We start from the raw sequence: 13,321 nt of genomic DNA on the forward strand, positions 1-13,321 counted from the left end.
GAATGGTGATGATTGTCTCAGCGCTGCGCGCGCTCTGAACGCCCGGCGAGACGATGCTGCCGGCGGCGCGCCAGGCAGCATCGCGCGCAGAGCAGATGTGCTAGGCAGGCTTGCGCTTCTTCTTGCGGCCGTCGTCGTCGTCGTCCTCGTCCTCGTCCTCGTCATCCTCTTCTTCGTCGTCTTCCGGATCGAGTGCGGCCGATTCGAGCGCGACGAGCGGCAGCGTTTCGCGAAACAGATCGCCGTCCGTCTCCATCCAGAGGCACCCGACCTTGTCGTCCTCGACTTCAACCACCGTCAACGGATGGCCGCCGGATTTCAGCATGACGACATCGCCTGGTTTCAGTTCCATGATTTCCCTCCGCGCTTGATGACGCGGACGGCAGGCTATCGATCGGTCATGACAGTCCGATCACGGCCGACGCAAAGCGCAGTGGATTTGGTGTGAGGAACAACCAGCGAAGCGCTATTTGCGCGCGACCGGCACCAGCTCGGTCAGCGAGCGGATGATGCGGTCGGGCTTGACCGTCGATCCCGGCGGCAGGCCCTCGCCATGCACGTCCATCCAGATCGCATAGATGCCGAGCCGTTGCGGCGCCACGACCTCCCACTCCAGATTGTCGCCGACCATCCAGGTGTCAGGGGCAGTGACGCCGAGCGCCTCCATCGCGTGCAGATAGGCGCGCTCCTCCGGCTTGCCGAAGCCATGCTCGCCCTCTATCTGGATGTGATCGAAGCGGTGGCCGAGCGCAAAGCGCTCGACCTTGGCGCGCTGCATGTCGGCGGCGCCATTGGTGACCAGCGCGAGCTTGATGCCGAGCGCCTTCAGCGCATCGATCGCCTCGTGTGCGCCGGGAAAGACGAACATCTCCTCCTCGCGAAGCGTGGTGAAGCGATCGGCGATGCGGTCGGCGAGATCGTCCGGCAGCGCGCGGTGTCCGGCCGCCGCGAGCGCCGCGAAACCGCCCCTCACCGTCAGCCGCCGCGCCTCGCCGAGCCTGATCCGCCAGATCGGCTCCGCCTTCGACCAGAATTGCCGTGCGGAAGCCAGCAGCGCAGTCGCGACCTGCTCCGGGGGCAGGGGCGCCAGCTCATCGGCGAATTCGGTGGCGATCTTGTTCCAGGCGATCTCAGGGCGACCATAGGCCGACAGGATGGTGTCATCCATGTCGATCAGCATCGCACGCGGCAGGCTCTTTACGGCCATTTCACCTCCGGCGGCAGCGACGACAGGATCGAATCCACGTTGCCGCCGGTCTTCAAGCCGAAGATGGTGCCGCGGTCGTAGAGCAGGTTGAATTCGACATAGCGCCCGCGGCGGATCAATTGCTCCTCGCGATCCTCGGCGGTCCAGGCCTGCTGGAAATTGCGCCGCACCAGTTCGGGATAGATCTTCAGGAAGCTGCGCCCGACGTCCTGGGCGAAGACGAGATCGGCCTCCCAGTCGCCGCTGTCGTGCCAGTCGTAGAAGATGCCGCCGATGCCGCGGGCTTCCTTGCGATGCGGCAGGTAGAAGTATTCATCGCACCACTTCTTGTACTTGTCGTAGTCGGCGACGCCGTTCGGACCGGAGCAGGCCTCCTTCATCGCGGCGTGGAAGGCGATCGTGTCGGGGTCGTCCTGGGTACGGCGCCGGTCCAGCACCGGCGTCAGGTCGGCGCCGCCGCCGAACCAGGCCTTGGTGGTGACGACGAAGCGGGTGTTCATGTGCACGGCGGGCACGTTCGGATTGCGTAAATGCGCAATCAGCGAAATGCCGGACGCCCAGAAGCGCGGATCGTCGGCGGCGCCGGGAATCTGCGCGCGGAATTCGGGGGCGAATTCGCCATGCACCGTCGAGCAGTGCACGCCGACCTTCTCGAACAGCCGCCCCTTCATGACCGACATCACGCCGCCGCCGCCGGGCTTGCCGGTGTGGTCGGTGCGGTCCCAGGGCGTGCGCACGAACCGGCCCGCGCTGCCGGGATAGAGGGCCGAGGGGGCGTCATCCTCGAGCCGCTCGAAGGCCGCGCAGATGTCGTTGCGCAACGCCTCGAACCAGCGCCGCGCGCGCGCCTTGCGATCCTCGATGATGGCGGGGTCTGTCGGCCGCATGGCTAGTCCTGCGGGCCGTAATAGGTGCAGCTCTCGCCGCAGCTGTCGCGGTGGACGCTGACGCGCGTCAGCTTTCCGGCATGCTGCAACCGCTCCCAGATGAAGCGCGACAGGTTCTCTAGCGTCGGCAACCCGATCGCCTCGATCTTGTTGAGGAACTTATGGTCGAGCGTCTTCTGCACCTCGGCCATGCTGCGTTCGAGCTGGCCGAGGTCGACCACCATCCCGGTCTTCGGATCCGGCGTGCCGCGCACGGTGACTTCGGCGCGAAAGGAGTGGCCGTGAATCTCCTCGCTGCCGGCGCCAAAGGTCGTTCCGGACAGCGCATGCGCAGCCTCGAAGCGGAACGTTTTCGTCAATTCCCACATCTCTCTCAACAATCCAGTTCTGTCAGATTCCAGTTCATCTGATGCCAAGCGCCTTGTGCGTCTGCACGCTGAGCCGCCATTGCGGGTGCTTCAGGCAGTACTCGATCGCACGCGCGGTGTTCACGATCACGTCGGGGCCGTCCATCGGCTGCAGCGAGAAGCGCTCGAAGGAGAGGCCCGCGAAATCCTCCGGGCTGTTCTCCGGCTGCGGATAGACCAGCTTGAGCTCATGTCCCTTGCGCACCACGAGTTCGGTCGCGGCCTTTGGGCTCACGCAGATCCAGTCGAGCCCATCGGGTGGCGCGATGGTGCCGTTGGTCTCGATCGCGATCGCGAAGCCGCGGCCGTGCAGGGCCTCGATCAGGGGCGTATCGACCTGCAGCAGCGGCTCCCCGCCGGTCAGCACCACATAGCGGTCGGCGTCCCCGCCGGTCCATTGCGCGGCAACGGTCTCCGCGAGCTCTTCGGCGGTCGCATAGCGGCCACCCAGGGTGCCGTCGGTGCCGACAAAATCGGTGTCGCAGAATCGGCAGACCGCGCCGGCGCGGTCCTGCTCGCGGCCGCTCCAGAGATTGCAGCCGGCGAAGCGGCAGAACACGGAGGCCCGCCCCGCATGGGCGCCTTCGCCCTGCAGGGTCAGAAAGATCTCCTTGACTGCGTAGCTCACCGAAAATCCCTTAAGTTGCCGAGCCGGTCTGGCGCAGCGCCTCACCGAGTGCCATGGCCGCCGTGACCGCCACATTGAGCGAGCGCAAACTCGGCTTGATCGGAATCACCAGCCGCGCATCCGCGGCGGCCACCACTGCGTCGGTGACCCCTGCCGTCTCGCGCCCGAAGAGCAGGACATCGGAGGCGGTATACTGGAAATCAAGGTAGGATTTCGCCGCCTTGGTCGTGAACAGGATCAGCCGACACCCTGCCTCGGTACGCCATTCCTCGAATTTTGACCATGAGTCGTGGCGCATCAACCTTACATGGTCGAGATAGTCCATGCCCGCCCGGCGGAAATGCCGGTCCGAGGCCTCGAAGCCCGCCGGTTCGATGATATGGGCAGCCACGTCCAGGCAGGCGCAGAGGCGTAGAATCGTTCCTGTATTCTGGGGGATATCGGGCTGGAACAGCGCGATCTGCATGATGCTGGCGACCTGTGAAGTCCGGATGAAATTGTCTTAATAAAACATCGCTTGGCGCGGATTTCGTGCATTGCACGCTTGCGAGCCGATAGCGGGCTTGCGCTCGTCCGGCAAGGGTGCCAATAGAACGATTCTGGACTGCTGTTCCGCCGTTTGGGGTGCGGAAGGGCAGTTTTCTGCCGCCGCGGGGGCCGCGGGCGCCGGCAGCCTTTCCTGGGCGCGTTCTGCGTCTCCGGGGCGGTTCCACCGGCTGCGGATATGAAAGGGCTTGGAAACGTGACGACAGCGTCTTCGGCGGACCATCCGACACGCCGTGATTTCCTTTTTGTTGCAACCGGAGCGGCCGCCGCGGTCGGCACAGTCGCTACCGTCTGGCCGCTGGTGACCCAGATGAACCCGGACGCCGCCACGATCGCGGCCGGTGCGCCGATCGAGGTCGACCTGACGCCGATCGCCGAGGGCCAGGACATCAAGGTCTTCTGGCGCGGCAAGCCGATCTACATCAGCCATCGCACCAAGAAGCAGATCGAGGAAGCCCAGAGCGTGGCGCTCTCGAGCCTGCCCGACCCGCAGCCGGATTCGGCGCGCGTCAAGGCCGGCCACGATCAGTGGTTGGTGGTGATCGGCATCTGCACGCATCTTGGTTGTATCCCGATCGCTCATGAGGGCAATTACGACGGCTTCTTCTGCCCGTGCCACGGTTCGCAGTACGATTCCTCCGGCCGCATCCGGCAGGGGCCGGCGCCCGCCAACCTGGCGGTGCCGCCCTATACGTTCGTTTCCGACACCAAAATCCAGATCGGCTAAGTCCCGGACCCTTCCGGGCTTCGGCCTCAACTTGGACCCATCGCGTCGTTTTTCTTCTCAGGATCGCATCAATGAGCGGACCATCCGATTATCAACCGACCAACCCCGCCTTGAAGTGGATCGAACGGCGCCTTCCGATTATGGGCCTGGTCCACTCGTCCTTCGTGGCCTATCCGACGCCGCGCAACCTGAACTACTGGTGGACCTTCGGCGCCATCCTTTCGATGATGCTGGCGGTGCAGATCATCACTGGCGTGATCCTGGCGATGCACTACACGCCGAGCGCCGATCTCGCCTTCAGGTCGGTCGAACTGATCATGCGCGACGTCAATTACGGTTGGTTGCTGCGGTACATCCACGCCAGCGGCGCGTCGATGTTCTTCTTCGCAGTCTACATCCACATGTTCCGCGGCATCTATTACGGGTCATACAAGGAGCCGCGCGAGGTGCTGTGGATCCTCGGCGTCATCATCTACCTGCTGATGATGGCAACAGGTTTCCTGGGCTATGCGTTGCCGTGGGGCCAGATGAGCTTCTGGGGCGCCACCGTCATCACCAACCTGTTCTCGGCGATTCCCTATGTCGGCGAGAGCATCGTGACGCTGCTGTGGGGCGGCTATTCGGTCGGCAACCCGACGTTGAATCGCTTCTTCTCGCTGCACTACCTGTTGCCGTTCGTGATCGCCGGCGTGGTCGTGCTGCATATCTGGGCGCTGCATGTCGCGGGCCAGAACAATCCGGCCGGCGTCGAGGCCAAGACCGAGAAGGACACCGTGCCGTTCACGCCGTATGCGACGATCAAGGACCTGTTCGGCGTGTCCTGCTTCATGATCTTCTTTGCCTGGTTCATCTTCTACATGCCGAACTATCTGATGGAGGCGGACAACTATATCCCTGCCAATCCCGGCGTGACACCGGCGCATATCGTGCCGGAGTGGTACTACCTGCCGTTCTACGCGATGCTGCGCAGCATTCCGAACAAGCTCGCCGGCGTCGTCGTGATGTTTTCGGCGATCATCATTCTGTGCTTCCTGCCCTGGCTCGACAGCGCGCGGACCCGTTCGTCGAAGTACCGTCCGCTGGCCAAGCAGTTCTTCTGGATCTTCGTGGTGGTCTGCATCGGGCTCGGCTATCTCGGCTCAAAGCCGCCGGAAGGTATCTATGTGGTCGCCGGCCGCGTCCTGACAGCTTGCTATTTCGCGTACTTCCTGATCGTGCTGCCGCTGCTCGCCCGGATCGAGACGCCGCGCCCGCTGCCGAACTCGATCGCCGATGACGTACTGTCGAAGAGCCGGGGCAAGGCCGCGACCGTGGCGTCCGTCGCGCTCGCGCTGGTGGTCGCAGGCGGCGTGTTTGCCGGCAGCACCCAGTACGCCAAGGCCGAGGGCGATGAGGCGCCCCCGGCCCAGAAGTGGTCGTTCTCCGGTCCTTTCGGCAAGTTTGACCGCGGTTCGCTGCAGCGTGGCCTGAAGGTCTACAAGGAAGTCTGCTCGGCCTGTCACGCGCTCTCCTATGTGGCGTTCCGCAACCTCGCCGATCCCGGTGGCCCCGGCTACTCGCCGGCGCAGGTGGCTGCGCTCGCGTCCGAGTACAAGATCAAGGACGGTCCGAACGACCAGGGCGAGATGTTCGAGCGTCCGGGCCGCCCGGCGGACTACTTCCCGTCGCCGTTCCCGAACGAGCAGGCTGCACGCGCGGCCAATGGCGGCGCAGCGCCGCCGGATCTGTCGCTGATCGCGAAGGCGCGCTCCTATGACCGCGGCTTCCCGCAGTTCATCATCGACTTCTTCACCCAGTACCAGGAGCAGGGACCCGACTACGTCTCGGCGATCCTGCAGGGCTTCGAGGACAAGCCGCCGGCTGGCGTCACGATCCCGGAGGGCTCGTACTACAACAAGTACTTCCCCGGCCACGCGATCAAGATGCCGAAGCCGCTCTCCGACGGTCAGGTGACCTTCGATGACGGCTCGCCGGCGACGGTCGCGCAGTACGCCCACGACGTCACGACCTTCCTGATGTGGGCCGCCGAGCCGCACATGGAAGAGCGCAAGCGGATCGGCATGCAGGTCTTCGTGTTCCTGATCATCTTCGCCTTCCTGATGTACTTCACCAAGAAGCGGGTCTGGGCCAACGCGCACTGACGCGCGGCTGCTGTCACGACATTGAAAAAGCCCCTGCGGGGGCTTTTTTATTTGTCGCGTGACCGGGATATGACAGGGGGCGGCTTTGCCGCGCGACGAAAGCGCCTCGGTCTGCAGGCGCGATGACGAGTGTGCGAGCTTGCCGCAGGGCGATTGCGTCCCTTGCCGAGTGCGGACAAAATGCCGGCCAATCGGCCGGCAAACATTGCGGAGGAACTCATGGGTACCAGCATCAGCTTCAAGCGCCCGGACGGCAAGGACGCATCGGGCTATCTCGCCAACGCCGCGCGCGGCAACGCACCGGGCGTGGTCGTGATCCAGGAATGGTGGGGCCTGTCGGATCAGATCAAGGGCCTGTGCGACCGCTTCGCGGCAGCCGGCTTCGATGCGCTGGCGCCCGATCTCTACAAGGGCAAGGTGGTGCCCTATCACGACACCGACGCGGCCGGCAAAGAGATGAACTCGCTCGACTTCATGGACGCCACCACGCAGACGGTGCGCGGCGCCGCGCAGTATCTCGCCAAGAACGGTGCCAAGGTCGGGCTGACCGGCTTCTGCCTCGGCGGCGCGGTGACCATCATCGGCGCGGTGCATGTGCCGGAACTGACCGCGGGCGTCGTGTTCTACGGCATTCCGCCGGAGCAGGCCGCCAAGCCCGCCGACGTCAGGATCCCGCTGCAGGCCCATTTCGCCAACAAGGACGACTGGTGCACGCCGGAGGCGGTCAACAATTTCGAGAAGGCGATGAAGGCCGCCGGCAAGTCGCTCGAGCTGTTCCGCTATGACGCCGAGCACGCCTTCGTCAACGAGCAGCGCCAATCCGTGCACGATCGCCAGGCCGCCGAACTCGCCTGGGGCCGCGCCACTGATTTCTTCAAGAAGCATTTGGGATAAATTTGTAGATGGGGTAACGGGCCGACGGATATAGCCGCCCGGTCGCGACGGCGCGATGTGGAAGCGCGCTCGCGTGCGGCTTTTCGGGCAGGCGGTCGTCCCTCAAACTGATGGTGTTCAAACGGAGTCGGGCGAGCCCGCTCCAAGCATCATTAAGGGACGACCATGTACCACTATGCAGGAATCGACGTGTCTTTGGAAAGCTCGAGCGTTTGCGTTGTCGATGGCGCGGGCAAGATTTTGCGGGAGGCGAAGGTTGCCAGCGAGCCGGAAGCGCTGATCGCCTGGTTCCGATCGCTGGGCCAGGCGATGGAGCGGATCGGACTGGAGGCCGGTCCGTTGTCGCAATGGCTGTCCACGGCGCTGCGCGCGGCCGGGCTTGCCGTCGAGCTGCTGGAGACCCGGCACGTCCGCGATGCCTTCAAGGCGATGCCGGTGAAGTCGGACCGCAACGATGCCCGCGGCATCGCCCAACTGATGCGGCTCGGCTGGTTCCGGCCGGTCCACTGCAAGTCGATTGAAGCGCAGGAGACGCGGGCGGTTCTGACGGCCCGCAAGCTGCTGCAGTCGAAGCTGCGCGACATCGAGAACAGCGTACGTGGCGTGCTGCGGGGCTTTGGCCTGAAGGTCGGCAAGACCACCGAGCGCACGTTCGCCAACCGGATCCGGGAGCTCGTCGCCGGCCACCCCGGACTTGAGCTGGTGGCGCAGGCCCTGCTCGAAGCCCATGCCGTGTTGCTGCGCGAGTTCAATGGCCTGGACAGACACACCCAGAAGCTCGCCAGATCGCATCCCCCGGCCCGGCTTCTGATGACAACGCCGGCCGTCGGCCCGATCGTGGCGCTCACCTATGCCGCCGCGATCGACGATCCGATCAGGTTCCGTTCCTCGAAGGCGACCGGCGCGCATTTTGGGCTCACCCCGAAGAAGTATCAGTCGGGGCAAACCGACTACACTGCCCGCATCAGCAAGATCGGCGACGCGTCGGTGCGGGAGGCGCTGTACCAGGCCGCCCACGTCATGCTGACCAAGCCGGTCAGGAACTGCTCGGCGCTGAAGAGCTGGGCCATGCGGCTTGCCAAACGTGCGGGCATGCGCAAGGCCAAGGTGGCGCTGGCGCGCAAGCTCGCAGTCATCCTGCATCGGATGCTGGCTGATGCGAAACCCTTCAATCCGATGGCCCACGCAACCTAAGGAAGGAGCCTCAACCGATCTGGGCAGGCCACGACACCAGGCCTTCCCCGAGCGAAGTCCCTTTGCCGGGACGACGGATCCGGTCAGGCCGCCATCCGGGAAGTCGGTTCACAACCACGCTTCCGTAGATTGGCCGGCCGGCTCCTCAATGCACCCCATCAGGCGACGGCCACTGCGCCGATCCCGTACAGAAGCAAGTGCCCGGCAAGTGGACCACGCAAAAAGGGATTGACTAACCAAGGCCCGTTACAGAAGCCCGGATGGAGCGAAGCGCAATCCGGGGCAGTATCCCCCCGGAGAAGGTGGTCCCGGATTACGCCATGCGCGATCCTGGCCACGCGCTTGCGCAATCATTTTGGCCGGAGCGCGAGATACAAGCGCGATGTCGTCCCGGCGAAGGCCGGGACCCCATACGCCGCGGCCGTGGCAATAGGCACACTGGCGGTCATCCCGCCCGATAACTGCGCCCAGTGGTTATGGTCCCGGCTTTCGCCGGGACGACGCAGTTTGCTATGCGTCTTTCACCCCGTCCCACCACGGGCATGTCCCCGACATCAGCTTGAAATTGCCTTCCATCACCTGAACCGGGGCGCGGCGGCCCTCGGCGGCGGCGCGCATACGCATCTCGCGCGCCACCGCGCGGTCCTCCGGCGACAGCCAGACCCGCTCATGGCCCCACAGGCTCGGGCCGTCATGCATCTCGACCGGCGTCCAGTTTGCCGGATCGATCTCGCGGCCGCCCCAGCCGCACTCGACCATGAAGGACGACGGCGACCTGGCGTAGAAAGACGTCATCAGATCGTTGGTGTGGCGGCCGAGCGTGACGTTGACGCGGTCTTCCTTCTGCGCGATGTCGTAGGCTTGGCCGACATCGTCGAGCGAGAACAGCTCCATCATCAGGTGATGCATGCCGTTGGTGCCTGTCTCGATCAGCGCCAGAGAGTGGTGGCGTGGATTGACGTGGAAGAAATAGGCGCGGAACGGCTTCTCGATGTAGTCGCTGAGGCCGAAGCCGAGCACGTCGACATAGAAGGCCATGACGGGAGCGATGTGCTCGACCGTCAGCACGGCGTGGCCGAGGCCAAGCGGCCCGGTGCGGAAGCCGGAGATCGATCGTCCCGGCTTGAACGGTGTGTCGTCGATCTCGGCGCCATGAAACGCTTCGAGGCGGTTGCCGGCCGGGTCGTGGAACGAGATCAGGCCGCGGACGCGCCGCGTGTCGGCCAGCGATTGCGGCTCGGCGGTCACCGCAACGCCCGCCCGCTCCAGCCGCGCCGCCAGCCCATCGAGCGCAGCGGCATCCGCCACCTCCCAGCCGAAGAACCTTGTGCCTTCGGCTAGCGCGCGGTCGATCACGATACGTTGCTTGCGATCATCCATCCGGAAGGCGAGCAGTGAATTGCCGCGGTCGATCGCCTGCAGCCCGACCAGGCCAGTGCCGAACTGCCGCCAGTCGTCGAGCGCGTCGGAGCCGAAGCCGGCATATCCGAGACCCAAGATCGCCATGTACGTCTCCGCCATTGTCTGTTTTTGGGCGGTCGATCGGCCGCCATTTCGGCAAATCCTACGCGGATTTCCGTCCTTTCAAACCCCGAAAAGGCACGGCCGGAGGGGGCAGGGTTGCGGCCATCCCTTGACACGGCCCGCGCCGGGTGGTGAGTAACGGTCCATGAGCACCGTTGCCAGTCCATCCCGTCGTTGGTGGCCCACCTTCTCATAGGTGGCCGGTGCGATTTCATTTCTCAGAAACGTCGAAGGTCGCCATCGCAGTGCGACGGTCCCTTCGTTTGTCCTGTGTGGCGCTCTCTCGGCAAGTCTCGTAAGAGGATCACATGAACAGGACAGTCTTCTCCCTGCCGGCCAAGAGCGAGTACCTCACCAATGGCGGCCTCGCGGTCGCGCGGGTGGTCGAGCAGTTCACCGGCGGCGCCAACCGCCTCGACGACCTGATCGCGCTCTTGGACCGCCGCCGCGGCGTCGTGCTGTCCTCGGGTACCACGGTGCCGGGCCGCTACGAGAGCTTTGACCTCGGCTTTGCCGATCCGCCGCTGGGACTGGAGACATCGGGCACCGATTTCTCGCTTTCTGCGCTCAATCCGCGCGGCGAGGTGCTGATCGCCTTCCTCGGCGACGTGCTGCGCGAGCCCTGCGTCGTGATCTCGGAGCGCAGCGCGACGAAGCTGTCGGGCCACATCATCCGCGGCGCTGCGCCGGTCGAGGAGGATCAGCGCACCCGCCGCGCCAGTGTGATGTCGCTGGTGCGCGACATGGTGGCGGCGTTTGCCTCCAATGCCGATCCGCTGCTCGGCCTGTTCGGCGCCTTCGCCTACGACCTCGTGTTCCAGATCGAGGACCTCATGCAGAAGCGCGCCCGCGAGGCCGACCAGCGCGACATCGTGCTCTATGTGCCGGACCACCTGCTCGCCTATGACCGCGCCACCGGCCGCGGCGTGGTGCTGACTTACGAATTCGCCTGGAAGGGAAAATCCACCGCAGGCCTGTCGCACGAGACCACAGCGAGCGTCTATGCCAAGACGGCGCGGCAGGGATTTGCCGACCACGCCCCGGGCGAATACCAGGCAACCGTCGAGGTCGCGCGCGCAGCCTTCGCCCGCGGCGACCTGTTCGAGGCCGTGCCCGGCCAGCTGTTCGCCGAGCCTTGTGAGCGCTCGCCGGCGGAAGTGTTCCAGCGGCTCTGCCGCATCAACCCGTCGCCCTATGGTGCGCTGATGAACCTCGGCGAGGGCGAATTCCTCGTCTCCGCGTCGCCGGAGATGTTCGTGCGCTCCGACGGCCGCCGCGTCGAGACCTGCCCGATCTCGGGCACCATCGCGCGCGGTTCGGACTCGATCGGCGATGCCGAGCAGATCCGCAAGCTTCTGAACTCGGAAAAGGACGAGTTCGAGCTCAACATGTGCACCGACGTCGACCGCAACGACAAGGCGCGCGTCTGCGTGCCCGGCACCATCAAGGTGCTGGCGCGGCGCCAGATCGAGACCTACTCAAAGCTGTTCCACACCGTCGATCACGTCGAGGGCATGCTGCGGCCGGGCTTCGACTCGCTCGATGCCTTCCTCACCCACGCCTGGGCGGTGACGGTGACCGGCGCGCCGAAATTGTGGGCGATGCAGTTCGTCGAGGACCATGAGCGCTCGCCGCGGCGCTGGTATGCCGGCGCGATCGGCTGCGTGAATTTCGACGGCAGCATCAACACCGGCCTCACCATCCGCACCATCCGCATGAAGGACGGCTTGGCGGAAGTACGTGTCGGCGCGACCTGCCTGTTCGATTCCGATCCCGCCGCCGAGGACCGCGAATGCCAGGTCAAGGCGGCTGCGCTGTTCCAGGCGCTGCGCGGCGATCCGCCGAAACCGCTGTCGGACTTCGCGCCCGACGCCACCGGCTCGGGCAAGAACGTGCTCTTGATCGACCATGACGACAGCTTCGTGCACATGCTGGCGGATTACTTCCGCCAGGTCGGCGCCAATGTTACCGTGGTCAGGCACATTCATGCCCAGGATATGCTGAAGCAGAAGGGTTGGGACCTCCTGGTGCTGTCCCCCGGGCCCGGGCGTCCTGAGGATTTCGGCATCTCGAAAACCATCGGCACGGCGCTGGAGAAGAAGCTGCCGATCTTCGGCGTCTGCCTCGGCGTGCAGGCGATCGGCGAATATTTCGGCGGCCAGCTCGGTCAGCTCGGGCAGCCTGCGCATGGCCGTCCCTCCCGCGTCCAGGTGCGTGGCGGGCGGTTGATGCGGAACCTGCCCAATGAGATCGTGATCGGCCGCTACCACTCGCTCTTCGTCGAACGCGACAGCGTGCCCGACGTGCTGACGGTGACCGCGACCACCGAAGACGGCGTCGCGATGGTGATCGAGCACAAGACCCTGCCGGTCGCCGGTGTCCAGTTCCATCCGGAATCGCTGATGTCCCTCGGCGGCGAGGTGGGGCTGCGCATCGTGGAGAATGCATTCCGGCTGGATGCGAACTGACGGCACCGTCATTGCGAGCGAAGCGAAGCAATCCATTTCGCCGCACGGAGACAAAAGTGGATTGCTTCGTCGCTTCGCTCCTCGCAATGACGGGGCGATAGAGTAGGGGTTGAGACACCAATGACCTTTGACCAGGACATCAAGTCGACCGTTCGCACCATCCCGGATTACCCGAAGAAGGGCATCCTGTTCCGCGACATCACGACATTGCTGGCGGATGCCCAGGCGTTCCGGCGGGCGGTCGACCAACTGGTGCATCCCTGGGCGGGCTCGAAGGTCGACAAGGTCGCAGGCATCGAGGCGCGCGGCTTCATCCTCGGCGGCGCGGTGGCGCACCAGCTCTCGGCCGGTTTCGTGCCGATCCGCAAGAAGGGCAAGCTGCCGCACACCACCGTGCGGATCGCGTATTCGCTCGAATACGGCATCGACGAGATGGAGATGCATGCCGACGCCGTGCAGCCCGGCGAGCGCGTGATCCTGGTCGACGATCTCATCGCGACCGGCGGCACCGCGGAGGGCGCGGTGAAGCTGCTGCGCCAGATCGGCGCCAATGTCGTCGCCGCCTGCTTCATCATCGATCTGCCCGATCTCGGCGGCGCAGCCAAGCTGCGGGCGATGGACGTCCCGGTGCGCACGCTGATGGCGTTCGAGGGGCATTGATCTTCTCTCGCCTCGCCCCGCTTGCGGGGAGAGGCCGG

Annotated in this window: 13 protein-coding genes; 6 read left to right on the forward strand and 7 right to left on the reverse strand. The window is 65.0% G+C overall.

The window, feature by feature from the left end; translation table 11 throughout:
- Positions 1-100 precede the first annotated feature (100 nt).
- The 6 genes from MTX23_RS07895 to MTX23_RS07920 form a co-directional block, all read right to left on the reverse strand.
- Positions 101-352 carry a DUF2158 domain-containing protein gene (locus MTX23_RS07895; protein WP_280976050.1) on the reverse strand — a complete coding sequence of 84 codons (252 nt, stop codon included), beginning with the start codon at positions 350-352 and terminating at the stop codon, positions 101-103.
- Between the two features lie 114 nt (positions 353-466).
- A complete protein-coding gene (locus tag MTX23_RS07900; protein WP_280976051.1) occupies positions 467-1,207 on the reverse strand; it encodes an HAD family hydrolase in 741 nt (246 codons plus the stop codon).
- Positions 1,198-2,094 (reverse strand): oxygen-dependent coproporphyrinogen oxidase, encoded by an 897-nt coding sequence (hemF, locus tag MTX23_RS07905; RefSeq protein ID WP_280976052.1) that lies wholly within the window; start codon positions 2,092-2,094, stop codon positions 1,198-1,200. The genes MTX23_RS07900 and hemF overlap by 10 nt, the downstream gene beginning before the upstream one ends.
- A gap of 2 nt (positions 2,095-2,096) precedes the next feature.
- Positions 2,097-2,462, reverse strand: coding sequence for a 6-carboxytetrahydropterin synthase (locus MTX23_RS07910; protein ID WP_280976053.1), 366 nt, complete (start codon positions 2,460-2,462; stop codon positions 2,097-2,099).
- A gap of 34 nt (positions 2,463-2,496) precedes the next feature.
- Positions 2,497-3,129 carry a 7-carboxy-7-deazaguanine synthase gene (gene queE, locus MTX23_RS07915; protein WP_280976054.1) on the reverse strand — a complete coding sequence of 211 codons (633 nt, stop codon included), beginning with the start codon at positions 3,127-3,129 and terminating at the stop codon, positions 2,497-2,499.
- Positions 3,130-3,139: 10 nt separating this feature from the next.
- Positions 3,140-3,595 carry a tRNA (cytidine(34)-2'-O)-methyltransferase gene (locus tag MTX23_RS07920; RefSeq protein ID WP_280976055.1) on the reverse strand — a complete coding sequence of 152 codons (456 nt, stop codon included), beginning with the start codon at positions 3,593-3,595 and terminating at the stop codon, positions 3,140-3,142.
- Positions 3,596-3,871: 276 nt separating this feature from the next.
- Here MTX23_RS07920 and petA point away from each other — a divergent pair, with 276 nt between their 5' ends.
- From petA to MTX23_RS07940, 4 genes are all read left to right on the forward strand, one after another.
- Positions 3,872-4,402 (forward strand): ubiquinol-cytochrome c reductase iron-sulfur subunit, encoded by a 531-nt coding sequence (gene petA / locus MTX23_RS07925; RefSeq protein WP_280976056.1) that lies wholly within the window; start codon positions 3,872-3,874, stop codon positions 4,400-4,402.
- A gap of 71 nt (positions 4,403-4,473) precedes the next feature.
- Entirely contained in the window at positions 4,474-6,543 is a 2,070-nt protein-coding gene (locus MTX23_RS07930) for a cytochrome c1 (protein WP_280976057.1), read from the forward strand.
- A gap of 219 nt (positions 6,544-6,762) precedes the next feature.
- Positions 6,763-7,437, forward strand: coding sequence for a dienelactone hydrolase family protein (locus MTX23_RS07935; RefSeq protein ID WP_280976058.1), 675 nt, complete (start codon positions 6,763-6,765; stop codon positions 7,435-7,437).
- Positions 7,438-7,602: 165 nt separating this feature from the next.
- Positions 7,603-8,631, forward strand: a complete 1,029-nt coding sequence (locus MTX23_RS07940; protein ID WP_280973967.1) for an IS110 family transposase — start codon at positions 7,603-7,605, stop codon at positions 8,629-8,631.
- 510 nt (positions 8,632-9,141) lie between these two features.
- On the opposite strand, the gene MTX23_RS07945 is transcribed toward MTX23_RS07940, so the two are convergent.
- Positions 9,142-10,137 (reverse strand): VOC family protein, encoded by a 996-nt coding sequence (locus tag MTX23_RS07945; protein ID WP_280976059.1) that lies wholly within the window; start codon positions 10,135-10,137, stop codon positions 9,142-9,144.
- Positions 10,138-10,463: 326 nt separating this feature from the next.
- Here MTX23_RS07945 and MTX23_RS07950 point away from each other — a divergent pair, with 326 nt between their 5' ends.
- Together MTX23_RS07950 and MTX23_RS07955 are read left to right on the forward strand one after the other, a co-directional pair.
- Complete coding sequence (locus tag MTX23_RS07950; RefSeq protein WP_280976060.1) at positions 10,464-12,623, forward strand: anthranilate synthase component I; 2,160 nt, start codon at positions 10,464-10,466, stop codon at positions 12,621-12,623.
- Between the two features lie 120 nt (positions 12,624-12,743).
- Entirely contained in the window at positions 12,744-13,283 is a 540-nt protein-coding gene (locus MTX23_RS07955) for an adenine phosphoribosyltransferase (RefSeq protein WP_280976061.1), read from the forward strand.
- Positions 13,284-13,321 lie beyond the last annotated feature (38 nt).

Source organism: Bradyrhizobium sp. ISRA436 (assembly GCF_029910015.1).
Classification (GTDB): Bacteria; Pseudomonadota; Alphaproteobacteria; order Rhizobiales; family Xanthobacteraceae; genus Bradyrhizobium.

What these genes read in the sequence shown, in the direction of transcription:
- MTX23_RS07895 (WP_280976050.1), bottom strand. Translation starts at nt 352, where the DNA reads ATGGAACTGAAACCAGGCGATGTCGTCATGCTGAAATCCGGCGGCCAT.
- MTX23_RS07900 (WP_280976051.1), bottom strand. Translation starts at nt 1,207, where the DNA reads ATGGCCGTAAAGAGCCTGCCGCGTGCGATGCTGATCGACATGGATGAC.
- hemF (WP_280976052.1), bottom strand. Translation starts at nt 2,094, where the DNA reads ATGCGGCCGACAGACCCCGCCATCATCGAGGATCGCAAGGCGCGCGCG.
- MTX23_RS07910 (WP_280976053.1), bottom strand. Translation starts at nt 2,462, where the DNA reads ATGTGGGAATTGACGAAAACGTTCCGCTTCGAGGCTGCGCATGCGCTG.
- MTX23_RS07920 (WP_280976055.1), bottom strand. Translation starts at nt 3,595, where the DNA reads ATGCAGATCGCGCTGTTCCAGCCCGATATCCCCCAGAATACAGGAACG.
- MTX23_RS07930 (WP_280976057.1), top strand. Translation starts at nt 4,474, where the DNA reads ATGAGCGGACCATCCGATTATCAACCGACCAACCCCGCCTTGAAGTGG.
- MTX23_RS07935 (WP_280976058.1), top strand. Translation starts at nt 6,763, where the DNA reads ATGGGTACCAGCATCAGCTTCAAGCGCCCGGACGGCAAGGACGCATCG.
- MTX23_RS07940 (WP_280973967.1), top strand. Translation starts at nt 7,603, where the DNA reads ATGTACCACTATGCAGGAATCGACGTGTCTTTGGAAAGCTCGAGCGTT.
- MTX23_RS07945 (WP_280976059.1), bottom strand. Translation starts at nt 10,137, where the DNA reads ATGGCGATCTTGGGTCTCGGATATGCCGGCTTCGGCTCCGACGCGCTC.
- MTX23_RS07950 (WP_280976060.1), top strand. Translation starts at nt 10,464, where the DNA reads ATGAACAGGACAGTCTTCTCCCTGCCGGCCAAGAGCGAGTACCTCACC.
- MTX23_RS07955 (WP_280976061.1), top strand. Translation starts at nt 12,744, where the DNA reads ATGACCTTTGACCAGGACATCAAGTCGACCGTTCGCACCATCCCGGAT.